The organism is Pseudomonas sp. B10 (genome assembly GCF_900156235.1).
GTDB lineage: Bacteria > Pseudomonadota > Gammaproteobacteria > Pseudomonadales > Pseudomonadaceae > Aquipseudomonas > Aquipseudomonas siliginis.
The window spans coordinates 4,149,366-4,164,596 of sequence record NZ_LT707063.1; the positions used below are offsets into that span (position 1 = coordinate 4,149,366).

Sequence of the window (15,231 nt, forward strand, 5' to 3'; positions counted from 1 at the left end):
TCTTACATTCCTTGTAGTCGTTGCACGGTAGCTTCTTCAGCGGAAGCTGCCGGCCTGTTCGGCGTCATTGCCTGAGGCTGTGTCATCGGGTGAGCGGAGGCGGCGGCCAGGTCGAAGATTTTCTGCGCTGTGCGTCCATCGAGATATTCGCGCCAGACAGGTTGATGCGGCCGCTGCGCCAGTTCTTCCCTGCGCTGCGATTGAATACCCCTGCTGCTTTGTTCAAGGGTTTTCAGATGCGCGCCGCGCACGTTGAAATTCAAGTCCGGGGAATCCTGTCTCGCATAATGAAAATGTGCGTGCCAGAGGGGATCGTGGGTATGTGCATCGGTGACTAGATAGATGTCGAGATATTGCCGATCCGAACCTTTGCCACGTTTCAATCGGCTCTCGATTTTCCGGGCGTTCACGTGGCCCTTGTCGATCAGGTACAGCAGTCGGTCGACGTTCAGAACATGCTTGTCCTTATAGATTCGCAGGCGGATGTTTTCGCCGTCATTGCGCAGACGTTCACTGGCGTCCTGCAGGCGCCGAATCAGCGCGGCGGTCTCATCATGGGCCAGTTCCGCCCGCTGCAACTGCAATACGGTGTCATCCATTGCCCCGGCGCTGCTTTCGAGCATCTCGACAATGTTGTCCGGATGGTTTCTTTGCCGTTCTTCGTGCAGGGCAGCGCGGACATGCGCGTCGACACGGTCAAGGTGCCGAGTGGCTTCGGCAACCAATGACGGCAAGCTCCTCTGCGGCGTTGTCCGCGGCGAATGCCATTCACCGCGTCCTCGGTCATAGGTCTGTGACGGCTGCCTGGGATTGTGGAGGTTGCGAACCTCAATCACCTCTTCGTTTTGCGCGGTGCGTCGAGACTCGCCGACATTGAGCTTGTAGACGCCGTTTTTCTTTGCCCGAAAGATGAGCTTGGGCGGCGGTTGGAGACCGCTTCTGTCCTGGGCCGGAATGAACTCGAAATCAATGTTCTGCTGGTCGAACGTCAGCACCGGACGGTCAGCCTGATGGAGAAGCTGGTTCAAGCGGCCTACCAGCGTCTGCTCGAATATTTCGATTTCCGCAGTGATCTCCCTGCGTGAAGTGGCGTGCTGCTCCCCCGGTGCCAGATCAAGGCGTTCGAACCAGTGGCGGATGGCTGTGCATTCCTGGAACAGGTTATTCAATACGGCAGGGTGGGAAACCTCGGGAACTGCGCCAAGCGCTCCGTAGACAAAGGTCAACTGACCAAAGCGGGTGGCCAGTTCCGATGCCAGAGGGGCGTTGCCGGCCGATTGTGGGTTATCCAGCATCAGACTTTTGGTCAGGACCCAGGAGGCAACAACGTTATGGGTGTCCATTGGTGAAAGAACATCCGCGCTGAACTCGTCTGGAGAGACCCGCCATTTGTTCACCAGATTGTCGGCGATTTGCTGGCGCTCTTTCAGATGACTCAGCATCCTGCCCAGAACGTTGACTGTTCGCGGAAGCCGCTCCGGGTCGAGGTCGATCATCGGACCCTCCAGGGCGTGGCGCGTCAAGCCGCATTCGATCAGTTGCTGATAGGCGAGCATCTGTTTTTTTTGCAGCCTGATTATGTTTTCCAGGTAAGCGTCCTGCTTCATGAAGCGCTTGATCGAGGATTTTTGCTCCTCGTAGTATTTCAGCGCCTTTCCAAGGTGTTTCAGTTCTTTGTGGCAGTGAACCTCGCGATCAAGCAGCGCAATTGTTTCGCGTCGAACGGTTTGCGCATGCTCTCCCTGCGCGTTACTCGCCTCCAGCCAGGCGTTTATCAGCTGTTCACGTTTATCCTGATCCTGCTTGATCCGCTTGTTGATACCCTCGAGTGCGACTGTCACCTCCAGATGCAGCCATAAGTCTGAGGGTCGCGCCGCTGCGCCTCTCGGCATTCCGGCTACACCTGTCAAGGAGGTTCCGCGCCAGCCGGATTGAGCACTGAAAGTAATCGCTTCCGACCTGCCGGAACGTGATGCGACGTAAATGTTTGTCGCATCGGCGGCGATCGGATCTTCAGGGCGAACGATGCGCATCACCGCTCTGTGCGGTGTCGAGGCGTCGAGATCATGCAGAACCTGATAGGCGTAGCTCTCGATCTGCACATAGAGTTTGCCGTTGAAGCGCAACAGGCCATCGCCGTCCGGCTCGACCGTGCTGAAATCCAGATCGGTGCGAAACGCCTCCAGCCGGGTCGTGGACAAGGGGTAGGTGGAGGGCGCCGAGGTGTCGATGGGCTGCCAGAGACGGCTGTCGGTATCGAAGTGCAATAGCGGTCCCGACGCGTGCAATTCGCTGGGCAATTTTGCCCGGTAGAAACCGCTGGCCGAGTCCAGACTCACCTGTACGGTGCCACCCTCCGGTACCTGGACATACTGGCGTCCATTGAGCGTCGACATGCCTTCGGCATCGGCCGCCGGCAGCACAACCAGCGAAGTGATCCAGTAATCCTTCAAAGGGCGGTCGTGCACAAAGGCAACAGATTGCGCTACCGCCGCCGTTCTGACCGCCGCCCGCGCAGGCATGGGGATAATGTGGTTGAGCACGTGATCGATCGCTGTTGCGATCGTTGTAGTCGGGCGCGTGGGAATCCTGAGCCCCGACGTGCCATCGAAGGACAGGGGGAAACCAGGCCGGGTTAGCGAATAATCGGGTCGCGGATTATGGATCGAGACGGTAGTGATGCCTCTGATTGGCGGTTTGGGTGACATTGCCTGTCTTCCTTTACGTTGAATGCCCCGCTACTCCCGAGGGAGTGCTGCGGGCGGGCGGCTTCCTTGCCGTTTTGGTGCGTCGTACGCTCAGCGAAAACGCGTGATGTGTCGCGGGCTGGCTGCGCGAGACCAGCTCGCAGAGAAACCGACCACCGTCGTCGGAATTGGTCAAAATTTGTGCTATATTCCGCGCCCGCGATTTTTCACTTCAACACCGGTCGTCGACATGCAAGCAGCCAAGCCGTTATTTGACTATCCAAAATATTGGGCCGAATGTTTCGGGCCAGCGCCATTCCTGCCGATGAGCAGGGAGGAGATGGATCAGCTCGGCTGGGATTCTTGCGACATCATCATTGTTACCGGTGATGCCTACGTCGATCATCCGTCGTTCGGCATGGCGATCATCGGCCGGCTGCTGGAGTCGCAAGGCTTCCGCGTCGGGATCATCGCGCAGCCGAACTGGCAGTCCAAAGACGACTTCATGAAGCTCGGCGAGCCGAACCTGTTCTTCGGCGTCGCGGCGGGCAACATGGACTCGATGATCAACCGCTACACTGCGGACAAGAAAATCCGTTCCGATGACGCGTACACCCCCGGCGGCATGGCCGGCAAGCGTCCGGATCGCGCCAGTCTGGTCTACAGCCAGCGCTGCAAGGAAGCCTACAAGCACGTGCCGATCGTGCTCGGCGGCATCGAAGCCTCGCTGCGCCGCATCGCCCACTATGACTATTGGCAGGATCGTGTGCGCAACTCGATCCTGATCGACGCCAGCGCCGACATTCTGCTGTACGGCAACGCCGAGCGGGCCATTGTCGAAGTTGCCCAGCGCCTGTCGTGGGGCCACAAGATCGAAGACATCACCGATGTGCGCGGCACCGCGTTCATCCGTCGCGACACGCCACAGGGCTGGTACGAAGTCGACTCCACGCGCATCGACCGTCCGGGCAAGGTCGACAAGATCATCAACCCGTACGTGAATACCCAGGACACCCAGGCCTGCGCCATCGAGCAGGAAAAAGGCCCGGTCGAAGATCCGCAGGAAGCCAAGGTCGTGCAGATCCTGGCCAGCCCGCGCATGACCCGCGACAAGACCGTGATTCGTCTGCCGTCGATGGAGAAGGTCCGTAACGACCCGGTTCTGTACGCCCACGCCAACCGCGTGCTGCACCTGGAAACCAACCCGGGCAACGCCCGTGCGCTGGTGCAGAAGCATGGCGAGCTCGATGTCTGGTTCAACCCGCCGCCGATTCCGATGACCACCGAAGAAATGGACTACGTCTTCGGCATGCCTTACGCCCGTGTGCCGCACCCGGCGTACGGCAAGGAGAAGATCCCGGCGTACGACATGATCCGTTTCTCGGTGAACATCATGCGTGGCTGTTTTGGTGGCTGCACCTTCTGCTCGATCACCGAGCACGAAGGCCGCATCATCCAGAACCGTTCCGAAGAGTCGATCATTCGTGAAATCGAAGAGATCCGCGACAAGGTGCCGGGCTTCACCGGGGTCATTTCCGACCTCGGCGGCCCGACTGCGAACATGTACCGCATCGCCTGCAAGAGCCCGGAAATCGAATCCGCCTGCCGCAAGCCTTCGTGCGTATTCCCGGGCATCTGCCCGAACCTGAACACCGACCACTCGTCGCTGATCCAGCTGTATCGCAGCGCCCGTGCCCTGCCGGGTGTGAAGAAGATTCTGATCGCTTCCGGCCTGCGTTACGACCTCGCCGTCGAGTCGCCGGAATACGTCAAGGAGCTGGTGACTCACCACGTCGGCGGCTATCTGAAGATCGCCCCGGAGCACACCGAGGAAGGTCCGCTCAACCAGATGATGAAGCCGGGCATCGGCAGCTATGACAAGTTCAAGCGCATGTTCGAGAAGTACACCAAGGAAGCGGGCAAGGAGCAGTACCTGATTCCGTACTTCATCGCCGCCCACCCGGGCACCACCGACGAAGACATGATGAACCTTGCTCTGTGGCTCAAGGGCAATGGCTTCCGCGCCGACCAGGTGCAGGCGTTCTACCCGTCGCCGATGGCCACCGCTACGGCGATGTACCACTCGGGCAAGAACCCGCTGCGCAAGGTCACCTACAAAAGCGACGGCGTGACCATCGTCAAGAGCGAAGATCAGCGTCGTCTGCACAAGGCGTTCTTGCGTTATCACGACCCGAAAGGCTGGCCGATGCTGCGTGAAGCGCTGATCCGCATGGGCCGCGCCGATCTGATCGGCCCGGGCAAGGATCAACTGATCCCGGCGCATCAGCCGGCCACCGACAGCTACCAGAGCGCCCGTCGCAAGAACTCGACGCCGGCCGGCAGCCACAAGGTCGCCAAAGAGAAAACCACCAAGATTCTCACCCAGCACACCGGTCTGCCGCCGCGTGCCAGTGATGGCGGTAATCCGTGGGACAAGCGTGAACAGGCCAAGGCTGCGGCATTCGCCCGCAACCAGCAGGCGGCCAAGGAGCGCAAGGATGCGGCGAAAGGCAAAGGGCCGAAGCCGACACGCAAGCCGGTCGTGCCGCGCTAAACACTGCTTGAGCTGAACAGAACGCCAACCTTCGGGTTGGCGTTTTGCTGATCGTTCCCACGCTCCGCGTGGGAATGCCTCTCGGGACGCTCCGCGTTCCAGCCGTTACTCGCAGTATTGTCGAACATGGTTGTGACGCGGAGCGTCACGGGCTGCATTCCCACGCAGAGCGTGGGAACGATCAAGTTGCTGCCGCTGGCCTCTTCGCGAGCAGGCTCGCTTCCACAGGGGGAACGCATTCCAAATGTGGGAGCGAGCCTGCTCGCGAAAGCATCCGATCAAACACAGCAAGAATCAGCGTCCGCAACATTTGCGTGCAACTGAGCCAAACCATTTCCTCGCATCGCCCGGTTTTGGTGCTGTACTGCCTTGAGCATTTCGCGAAAGCGCGCAAGCCTGTGCATGGCATAAGTCTTGCGCGCTTTCCCATACGCCCAAGGCTCGCAGGAGGCACGCCGTGTCGATTCATGTCGCATTGCATCACGTCACGCATTATCGCTACGACCGCGCTGTCGAACTCGGCCCGCAGATCGTCCGCCTGCGCCCGGCGCCCCACAGCCGCACGCGGATTCTGTCCTATGCGCTGAAAGTCTCGCCCGAGCAGCATTTCATCAACTGGCAGCAAGACCCCCAGGGCAATTACCTGGCACGTCTGGTGTTCCCGGAAAAAACCGCAGAGCTGCGCATCGAAGTCGATCTGGTCGCGGAAATGGCGGTGTTCAATCCGTTCGACTTCTTCCTCGAACCGTACGCCGAGAGAATTCCGTTCAGCTACGCCGCCGATGAACGCAAGGAGCTGGCGCCGTACCTCGAAACCCTGCCGCTGACGCCAACGTTCAAGGCTTACCTGGACAGCATCGACCGCACGCCGCTGCCTGCGGTGGATTTTCTGGTGGCGCTCAACCAGCGCCTCAGCGAAGACATCGGCTACCTGATCCGCATGGAGCCCGGCGTGCAGACTCCGGAGCACACACTGCAACACGCCTCCGGTTCTTGCCGTGATTCGGCATGGTTGCTGGTGCAGCTGTTGCGTAATCTCGGTCTGGCGGCGCGGTTTGTTTCCGGCTACCTGATTCAACTGACCGCCGACGTGAAAAGCCTCGACGGCCCGTCGGGCACCGACGTCGACTTCACCGACCTGCACGCCTGGTGCGAGGTGTATCTGCCGGGGGCCGGCTGGATCGGCCTTGATGCCACGTCCGGGTTGTTCGCCGGGGAAGGGCATATTCCGTTGGCGTGCAGTCCCGATCCGTCCTCGGCGGCGCCGATCAGTGGTCTGGTCGAACCTTGCGAGACACAGTTCAGCCACGAAATGTCGGTCGAGCGAATCTGGGAAGCGCCACGTGTCACCAAGCCCTACAGCGATGAACAGTGGCGGGCGATCCAGGCACTGGGCCGGCAGATCGATGCCGACCTGCTCGAAGGCGATGTGCGCCTGACCATGGGCGGCGAGCCGACCTTCGTCTCCATTGACGACCCGGACGGCGCCGAATGGAACACTGCCGCGCTGGGGCCGGACAAGCGTCGGCTGTCCGCCGAACTGTTTCAACGCATGCGCAAGCAATATGCACCGCAGGGGCTGGTGCATTTCGGTCAGGGCAAGTGGTATCCCGGCGAGCAGCTGCCGCGCTGGTCGCTCAATTGTTACTGGCGCCGCGACGGTCAGCCGATCTGGCACAACGACGCATTGATCGCCGACGAACAGCAGGACTATGGCGCCGACGGCGAACTGGCCGGACGCTTTCTCGCCAGCGTCGCCGAGCGTCTGAAGTTGCCTGCGCGCTTCGTCTTCCCGGCTTACGAGGATCATCTCTATTACCTCTGGCGCGAGGGCGCGTTGCCCGGCAACGTCAGCGCCGAAGATTCGCGTCTGGAAGAGCCATTGGAGCGTGCGCGGTTGCGCAAGGTCTTCAGTCAGGGCCTGAACAAGGTGATCGGCCAGGTGCTGCCGCTGGCGCGCACGGCCAAGGGCGATCAATGGCAGAGCGGGCGTTGGTATCTGCGCGATGAGCACTGTCGCCTGGTGCCCGGGGATTCGCCGCTGGGTTACCGCTTGCCGCTGGCCTCGCAGCCGTGGGTGAAAGCGGCGGAATATCCGTTCATCCATCCCAACGATCCGAATCAGGACTTCGCTGAACTGCCGGATCCGGCGCAGCTCGGTGTGCACGGCGAACCTGCTGCGCTGGATGAGCGGGTGCCGAAAATCGATGAGTCCGCCGACTGGCTGACCCGCACCGCATTCTGCGCCGAAGCCCGCGAAGGGCGGCTGTATTTGTTCATGCCGCCGCTGGAGCGGGTCGAGGATTATCTGGAACTGGTCTCGGCCATTGAGGCCACCGCTGAAGAACTGCACTGCCCGGTGCTGCTGGAAGGCTATGAACCACCAAGTGATCCGCGCCTGAGCAATTTCCGTGTCACTCCGGACCCGGGTGTGATCGAGGTCAACGTGCAGCCATCGGCGACTTGGGACGAATTGGTCGAGCGCACCGAGTTCCTTTACGACCAGGCGCGGCAAACCCGCCTGACCACCGAGAAGTTCATGATCGACGGGCGCCACACCGGCACCGGCGGCGGCAACCATTTCGTCCTTGGCGGCGCGACACCGGCGGACTCACCGTTTCTGCGGCGGCCGGATCTGTTGCGCAGTCTGATCAGTTACTGGCACAACCATCCTTCGCTGTCGTACCTGTTTTCCGGGCTGTTCATTGGCCCGACTTCCCAGGCTCCACGTGTTGATGAGGCGCGCAATGACGCCTTGTACGAACTGGAAATCGCCTTTGCGCAAATGCCGGAACCGGGCGAGGAATGTGCACCGTGGCTGGTCGATCGACTGCTGCGCAATCTGCTGATCGACGTCACCGGCAATACCCATCGCGCCGAATTCTGCATCGACAAACTGTATTCACCGGACGGCGCCACCGGGCGTCTCGGCTTGCTGGAATTGCGCGCTTTTGAAATGCCGCCCCATGCGCGCATGAGTCTGGCTCAGCAGTTGTTGCTGCGGGCGCTGGTCGCGCGGTTCTGGCGCGAGCCTTATGCGCCGGCGAAACTGGCGCGCTGGGGCACCGAGCTGCACGACCGCTTTCTGCTGCCGCACTTTATCGAGCAGGATTTCGCCGACGTTATCGTCGAACTCAACAACGCCGGCTACCCGTTGCGCGCGGAGTGGTTCGCGGCGCATCTGGAATTTCGTTTTCCCAAGGTCGGCGACTACGCCGTCAATGGCATCGAGCTGGAGCTGCGTCAGGCGCTCGAGCCCTGGCATGTGCTGGGCGAGGAGGGCTCGGCGGGCGGCACGGTGCGCTACGTCGATTCTTCGCTGGAGCGCTTGCAGGTCAAGCTCAACGGCCTGCCGCCACAGCGCTATCTGCTGACTTGCAATGGCGTCGCGGTACCGTTGCACTCGACCGGGCGGGTGGGTGAGTTTGTCGCCGGGGTGCGCTTTCGGGCCTGGCAACCAGCCAACTGTCTGCATCCGACCATAGCGGTGCACGCACCATTGGTATTCGACCTGCTCGATACCTGGATGGGGCGTTCGCTGGGCGGTTGCCAGTATCACGTGGCCCATCCCGGCGGGCGCAATTACGAAACCTTGCCGGTCAATGCCAATGAAGCGGAGAGCCGGCGCATGGCGCGGTTTTTCCGCCTCGGACACACGCCGGGGAAACTTCCCGTACCCAAAGTAGAAATCAATGACGAGCTACCGATGACCATCGATCTGCGCCGTTTCTAGAGCCTACGCAACACGCGGATTTTTCGTATATCCGCGTGTCATGTGCCTGCGTTAGTCTGACCGTTCCCTGCTGTCTGCCGAGCTTTCCATGCCTGACCTGCTAGACCGCTACCCGCTGACCGCGGGCACTTATCACGAACTGCTCGACGGCAGCGGCGCGGTGCGCTCGCATTGGCAGCGCCTGTTCGATCAGTTGCAGCGCAGCAGTCCAGCGCAACTGGTGCAGCGCCAAGCCTTGCTGGCGCGGCAGATTCAGGAAAACGGCGTCACCTACAACGTCTATGCCGATCCCAAGGGCGCTGACCGGCCGTGGGAGCTGGATCTGCTGCCCCATGTGATCGCGGCAGATGAATGGCAGCAATTGTCCGCAGGCATCGCTCAGCGTGCGCGCTTGCTCAACGCAGTGCTGGCGGATCTGTACGGTCCGCAGCGGTTGATCAGCGAGGGCCTGCTACCCGCCGAGCTGGTATTCGGGCACAACAATTTTCTCTGGCCCTGTCAGGGCATTGCCCCGCCCGAGTCAGCCTTTTTGCATTTGTATGCCGTGGATCTGGCGCGCACACCGGATGGTCGCTGGTGGGTCACTGCCGATCGCACCCAGGCGCCGTCCGGGGCCGGCTATGCGCTGGAAAACCGCACCATCGTCTCCCGCGCCTTTCCCGATTTGTACCGGGATCTTAAGGTCCAGCATCTGGCCGGTTTCTTCCGCACCTTGCAGGAAACTTTGGCCCGTCAGGCACCGGAGGGCGATGACGCACCGCTGGTGGTGCTGCTGACACCGGGGCGGTTCAATGAAAGTTATTTCGAACATCTGTATCTGGCGCGCCAGCTCGGCTATCCGCTGGTCGAGGGCGGCGATCTGACGGTGCGCAATGCCACCGTTTACCTGAAAACCCTCAGTGGCCTGCGCCGGGTGCACGCGATCATGCGCCGCCTCGACGATGATTTCTGCGACCCGCTGGAACTGCGTACCGACTCGGCGCTTGGCGTCCCCGGTCTGCTTGAGGCGGTGCGTCAGGGGCGGGTGCTGGTGGCCAATGCGCTCGGCAGCGGCGTGCTGGAATCGCCGGGGCTGCTGGGGTTTTTGCCGAAGATCAACCAGTTCCTGTTCGGCGAAGAACTGATCCTGCCGTCGATCGCCACCTGGTGGTGCGGTGAGGCGCCGGTGCTGGCGCAGGCGTTGGAAAAACTTCCGGAGCTGCTGATCAAACCGGCGTTCCCGTCGCAGAGTTTCGCGCCTGTTTTCGGCCGTGACTTGAATGAAAGTCAGCGCCTCGAGCTGGCGCAGCGTATGCAGGCACGGCCTTATGCCTACGTCGCGCAAGAACTCGCGCAACTCTCGCAGGCGCCGGTCTGGCAAGCCGAGGACGGTCATCTGCAACCCCGCGCGATCGGCATGCGCATGTATGCGGTGGCCAGCCACGATGGCTACCGCGTGTTGCCGGGTGGTCTGACCCGAGTGGCGGCCGATGCCGATGCCGAAGTGGTGTCGATGCAGCGCGGCGGGGCGAGCAAGGACACCTGGGTGCTCAGCGATCGTGCGCCAAGTGGCGAGCAATGGAAGGCGCAGCGCAATGTCGGCGTGCACGATCTGGTGCGGCGCGATCCTTACCTGCCATCGCGGGTGGTGGAGAATCTGTTCTGGTTCGGCCGCTATTGCGAGCGCTGTGACGACAGCGCGCGGCTGTTGCGCATCATGCTCACGCGTTACGTCGATGGCGATGACCCGCAGGCGTTGCAGGCGGCGGTCGATCTCGGCGAGCGGCTGGCGCTGTTACCGGATGAAGGCGAACTGCCGGAGCGCCTGCTCGCTGCGCTGCTGGGCGAGGACTGGTCGTTCAGCCTGCGTTCCAACTTGCAGCGCTTGCAGTGGGCTGCGTCGCAAGTGCGCGGCAAGCTGTCCCGGGAGAACTGGCAGGCGCTGGTCGAATTGCAGCGCGAGGCGCTGGAGCTGGAAGTCGATGAACCGGACTTCGGCGAACTGCTGGATTTCCTCAACCGTCTGGTGATGTCGCTGGCGGCGCTGTCGGGGTTTGCCCTGGATGACATGACCCGCGATGAAGGCTGGCGTTTTCTGATGATTGGCCGGCGCATCGAACGCCTGCAATTTCTCAGCAGCAGCCTCGCCGCATTTCTGCGCGGTGCGGGTGCTTTTGATCAGGCCGGGCTGGAGTGGTTGCTGGAGTTGGGTAACAGCAGCATCACCTATCGCTCGCGCTATCTGGCGGTGGCGCAACTGATTCCGGTGCTGGATTTGCTGCTGCTGGATGAGCAGAACCCCCACGCGGTGCTGTTTCAGCTGAAACTGGTCACCCGCACGCTGAAACGCCTGAACGACGATTTCGCCGCGCCTCGGGAAACCGCGCTGCCGCAACTGGTCGAGCGCCTGTCGCGGTTTGATCTCGGTTGCCTGGAAAATCCTTTGTTCGGCAAATCCAGCGTACGTGCCGCGCTGGATGGTCTGGCCGATCTGTTGCAGGAAATCGCCGAAGCCAGTGGCCAGGTATCGGATCGTCTGGCGCTGCGCCATTTCGCCCATGTCGATGATGTCAGCCAGCGAACGGTGTCCGTGTGATGAGCGCTCAATATCAGATCTTCCACGACACCTGTTATCACTACGACAGCCCGGTTTCGCTCGCACAGCAACTGGCGCACCTGTGGCCGCGCGAATGCAGCTGGCAGCGCTGCACCGAGCAGCAACTGTTGATCAGTCCCGAGCCGACCATGCGCCGTGATGAACTGGACGTATTCGGCAATCCGTTGACGCGGTTGGCATTTGAACGGCCCCATGACCAATTGCAGGTCAACGCCCGGCTGACGGTCGAGGTGCTGGCGCGGCCGGCGCTGGATTTCAACCAGTCGCCAGCGTGGGAGCAGACCCGCGATGCGCTGACCTACCGCAGTCAGCCGTTGTCCGCCGACTTGCTCGAAGCCTGTCGCTACCGGTTCCAGTCACCTTATGTGCATCTGAAGCGCAGCTTCGTCGAGTTCTCGCAAAGCTGTTTTCCGCCAGGGCGACCGTTGCTGCTCGGGGTGCAGGCGCTGATGCAGAAAATCTTCAGCGAATTCACCTTCGATGCCGAAGCCACCCAGGTGGCGACGCCGCTGGTGGAAGTGCTGGAGCGTCGACGCGGCGTGTGTCAGGACTTCGCTCATCTGATGCTGGCCTGTGTGCGCTCGCGCGGTCTGGCGGCGCGTTATGTCAGCGGCTACCTGCTGACCCAGCCGCCGCCGGGGCAGCCACGCCTGATCGGCGCCGACGCCTCGCATGCGTGGGTATCGGTGTTCTGTCCGGTATCGGGCTGGGTGGATTTCGATCCGACCAATAATGTGCAGCCGGCGCTGGAACACATCACGCTGGCGTGGGGAAGGGATTTCTCCGATGTGTCGCCGCTGCGTGGGGTGATTCTCGGTGGCGGTAATCACGACCCGGAAGTGCGGGTTACGGTGATGCCTCAGAATTGATGAGTCTTCAAATGTGGGAGCGAGCCTGCTCGCGAAAGCGTCAGGTCAGCCAATAGATTTGTAACAGATACACCGCTTTCGCGAGCAGGCTCGCTCCCACAGGGATTTTGGTGTGTCAGAGAAAGCAGGGCTGTGAGGGCCGGCAGCAAAACCGCCAGCCCCGTCACAAATCCGCAGGGTCTGATTCGATCATCAAACCCGGTGGGGCTCAGGCGTCGGGCGTCTGATCTTTCGGTGCATCGGATGCATCAACATCATCATCGGTCGCCACTTCACCGTCAGGGTTCAGTGCCGCTTCTTCAGCGGTTTGCTTCTTGCGCTGAAGCTTTTCCTCTTTCTTCTGTTCCTTTGCCAGGTCTCGTTGACGTTTGGCGAAGGAGTAATTGGGTTTGGCCATGGGCGATCCTCTGGGGTCGAAGGTGAGGTTGAGCGGCGCGTATTCTGCCCTGTATCGGTGTCCGGGGGTTAACCGGGTTTTTGGTCGACCCACTTGGGCGTGACGGTCGGCTGCCACTGATCGAGGGCGTCGAGCAGGGAATCTGGCGATTCGCTCACTTGCAGCATGTCACGGTGTGGCGCGCGAACGAAGCCTTCGCCGACGATATGATCGAGAAAAGCCGTGAGTTTGCTGTAGAAACCGTTCACTTCCAGCAGCCCCAAAGGCTTGCCGTGATAGCCGAGCTGGCCCCAGGTCCAGACTTCGAACAGCTCTTCCAGCGTGCCAAGGCCGCCGGGCAGGGCGATGAATGCATCGCTGAGTTCGGCCATCCGCGCCTTGCGCGCATGCATGCCGTCGACCACTTCCAGGCGCGTCAGGCTTTTGTGGCCGATCTCCTTGTCCATCAGGCTTTGCGGAATGATGCCGATCACTTCGCCGCCAGCGGCCAGCGCGGCATCAGCCACAATGCCCATCAAGCCGACCGCGCCGCCGCCGTAGACCAGCGTCAGATTTCGCTCGGCCAATGCCCGGCCAAGGGCCACGGCAGCTTCAGTGTAGGCCGGCACGGTACCGGCGTTGGCACCGCAAAACACACAAACGGATTTCAGCGACATGCGTTACTCCTGAGTCGATCAGTCGCACAGGGTAACGGCTGGCACGCTGCGCTCCAAGGACTAGACTTCGCGTTCGGGTGATTCAAAAGTACCGCTGGCGCCACAGGCGTAGGCGGCGAGCAAGCTGCACAACAGACCGTTAAAGAACATGACTGGCACTCCGTTTCAGTAGGTGGGCCGATCATAGGGTTGGCCGTACAAAATGGCCGTTAGATTGTGTCGATGAGTGTCATAGCCTGAAAGTTGTATACAATTTTTGACTCAAGTCATATGAACTTGCGATGATTTCAGGCAGTCTTTCCACCACTAGTGTTTTTGTTAACCCTGCCTTGGAGATTCACCATGTTTTCCAAAGTTGTTGCGGTATCCCTGCTGGCGCTGGCCAGCAGCCAATTGATGGCTGCCGAGTGCAAAACCACCGTTGATTCCACCGATCAGATGACCTTCAACACCAAGGAAATCGTGATCGACAAGAGCTGCAAGACCTTCACCGTCGAACTGACCCACTCCGGCAGCCTGCCGAAGAACGTCATGGGCCATAACCTGGTGATCAGCAAAGAAGCTGACATGCAGCCGATCGCTACCGACGGCCTGGCGGCCGGTATCGACAAGAACTACCTGAAGGACGGCGACGCCCGCATCATCGCCCACACCAAGATCATCGGCGCCAAGGAAACCGATTCGGTAACCTTTGACGTTGCCAAGGTGGCTGACGGTGGCTACGGCTTCTTCTGCTCGTTCCCTGGGCACATCTCGATGATGAAAGGCACTATCGTCGTCAAGTAATCAGGGCCAATGTGGGAGCGAGCCTGCTCGCGAAGAGGCCATCTGCTTCACCGAAAGACTGATGGCCAAAGAAAAAGCCCGCTGAGGATCACTCCTCAGCGGGCTTTTTCATGCCTTTGAAAAATCAAGGCGCAAACGGCATGACCCGCTTGTGATGAGTCTTGTTGTACGTATCGACAATGATCTTCGCCGCCTCGTCCCGCACCGTTTCACCGTGCAGGAACGCATCGATCTCGGCATAGGTCACGCCGTGCGCCGCTTCGTCCGGCTTGCCCGGCGACAAGTCTTCCAGGTCTGCCGTCGGCACTTTCTCGACCAGCGATTCCGGCGCACCAAAGCTGCGGGCAATCGCACGCACCTGATTTTTCACCAGGCCACTGAGCGGGGCGAGGTCGCAGGCGCCATCGCCGAATTTGGTGAAGAAACCCATCACCGCTTCTGCCGCATGGTCGGTGCCAATCACCAGACCGCTTGCCACCCCGGCAATCGTGTACTGCGCCACCATGCGCATCCGCGCCTTGGTATTGCCCAGCACGAAATCCACCGACGCAGCCGGTTTGCCTTCGAACGCCGACACCTGAGCTGCCAGCGCCTTGACCGCCGGACCGATGTTCACGGTGTGGATTTCGTCAGGGGCGATGCAGTCGAGCGAGGCCTTGGCGTCGTGCTCGTCGAACTGGGTTTCGTAGGGCAGGCGCACGGCGATGAATTTGTAGCGGTCGTCACCGGTTTTTTCGCGCAGTTCACGTACCGCGCGCTGGGCCAGCAGGCCGGCGGTCAGTGAATCGACGCCGCCGCTGATGCCCAACACCAGGGTCTTGAGCCCGGAATTGACCAGACAATCCTGAATGAACGTCAGGCGCCGGGCGACTTCGGCCTGCAGGGCCTGATCGTCGGCGAACGGTGGTTGCACCTTGAGCTGCTCAGCAATCTCACGCTGTACGGCTTGCATG

General features: G+C 60.9%; 9 protein-coding genes. 5 read left to right on the forward strand and 4 right to left on the reverse strand.

The features are described from left to right. Window positions 1-2 precede the first annotated feature (2 nt). Window positions 3-2,708 (reverse strand): hypothetical protein, encoded by a 2,706-nt coding sequence (locus tag BXA01_RS18760; protein WP_157115971.1) that lies wholly within the window; start codon window positions 2,706-2,708, stop codon window positions 3-5. Window positions 2,709-2,937: 229 nt separating this feature from the next. Between BXA01_RS18760 and BXA01_RS18765 the strand changes: the two genes are divergently transcribed. From BXA01_RS18765 to BXA01_RS18780, 4 genes are all read left to right on the forward strand, one after another. Beyond that, entirely contained in the window at window positions 2,938-5,241 is a 2,304-nt protein-coding gene (locus BXA01_RS18765; RefSeq protein WP_016771932.1) for a YgiQ family radical SAM protein, read from the forward strand. A 457-nt stretch (window positions 5,242-5,698) separates the two neighbouring features. Next, window positions 5,699-8,974, forward strand: a complete 3,276-nt coding sequence (locus BXA01_RS18770; RefSeq protein WP_076565421.1) for a transglutaminase family protein — start codon at window positions 5,699-5,701, stop codon at window positions 8,972-8,974. 88 nt (window positions 8,975-9,062) lie between these two features. Continuing rightward, on the forward strand, window positions 9,063-11,549 hold the full coding sequence (locus BXA01_RS18775) for a circularly permuted type 2 ATP-grasp protein (RefSeq protein WP_076565424.1): 2,487 nt from the start codon (window positions 9,063-9,065) through the stop codon (window positions 11,547-11,549). Further along, window positions 11,549-12,439, forward strand: a complete 891-nt coding sequence (locus tag BXA01_RS18780; RefSeq protein ID WP_076565427.1) for a transglutaminase family protein — start codon at window positions 11,549-11,551, stop codon at window positions 12,437-12,439. The genes BXA01_RS18775 and BXA01_RS18780 overlap by 1 nt, the downstream gene beginning before the upstream one ends. 208 nt (window positions 12,440-12,647) lie before the next feature. Here the strand turns inward: BXA01_RS18780 and BXA01_RS18785 are convergent, their stop codons facing one another. Next, the gene (locus BXA01_RS18785) at window positions 12,648-12,836 is read right to left on the reverse strand and encodes a hypothetical protein (RefSeq protein ID WP_016771927.1); all 189 of its coding nucleotides are present in this window, start codon (window positions 12,834-12,836) and stop codon (window positions 12,648-12,650) included. Between the two features lie 68 nt (window positions 12,837-12,904). Beyond that, a complete protein-coding gene (locus BXA01_RS18790; RefSeq protein WP_024011379.1) occupies window positions 12,905-13,492 on the reverse strand; it encodes a TIGR00730 family Rossman fold protein in 588 nt (195 codons plus the stop codon). A gap of 342 nt (window positions 13,493-13,834) precedes the next feature. On the opposite strand from BXA01_RS18790, the gene azu reads away from it, so the two are divergent. Further along, on the forward strand, window positions 13,835-14,278 hold the full coding sequence (gene azu / locus BXA01_RS18795) for an azurin (protein ID WP_076565430.1): 444 nt from the start codon (window positions 13,835-13,837) through the stop codon (window positions 14,276-14,278). A 124-nt stretch (window positions 14,279-14,402) separates the two neighbouring features. Here azu and nadE read toward each other — a convergent pair whose 3' ends face one another. Next, window positions 14,403-15,230 carry an ammonia-dependent NAD(+) synthetase gene (nadE, locus tag BXA01_RS18800; RefSeq protein ID WP_076565432.1) on the reverse strand — a complete coding sequence of 276 codons (828 nt, stop codon included), beginning with the start codon at window positions 15,228-15,230 and terminating at the stop codon, window positions 14,403-14,405. Between the last annotated feature and the right edge of the window lies 1 nt (window position 15,231).

Coding starts and splice junctions, on each gene's coding strand:
- BXA01_RS18760 (WP_157115971.1), bottom strand. CDS start 2,708: ATGTCACCCAAACCGCCAATCAGAGGCATCACTACCGTCTCGATCCAT.
- BXA01_RS18765 (WP_016771932.1), top strand. CDS start 2,938: ATGCAAGCAGCCAAGCCGTTATTTGACTATCCAAAATATTGGGCCGAA.
- BXA01_RS18775 (WP_076565424.1), top strand. CDS start 9,063: ATGCCTGACCTGCTAGACCGCTACCCGCTGACCGCGGGCACTTATCAC.
- BXA01_RS18780 (WP_076565427.1), top strand. CDS start 11,549: ATGAGCGCTCAATATCAGATCTTCCACGACACCTGTTATCACTACGAC.
- BXA01_RS18785 (WP_016771927.1), bottom strand. CDS start 12,836: ATGGCCAAACCCAATTACTCCTTCGCCAAACGTCAACGAGACCTGGCA.
- BXA01_RS18790 (WP_024011379.1), bottom strand. CDS start 13,492: ATGTCGCTGAAATCCGTTTGTGTGTTTTGCGGTGCCAACGCCGGTACC.
- azu (WP_076565430.1), top strand. CDS start 13,835: ATGTTTTCCAAAGTTGTTGCGGTATCCCTGCTGGCGCTGGCCAGCAGC.
- nadE (WP_076565432.1), bottom strand. CDS start 15,230: ATGCAAGCCGTACAGCGTGAGATTGCTGAGCAGCTCAAGGTGCAACCA.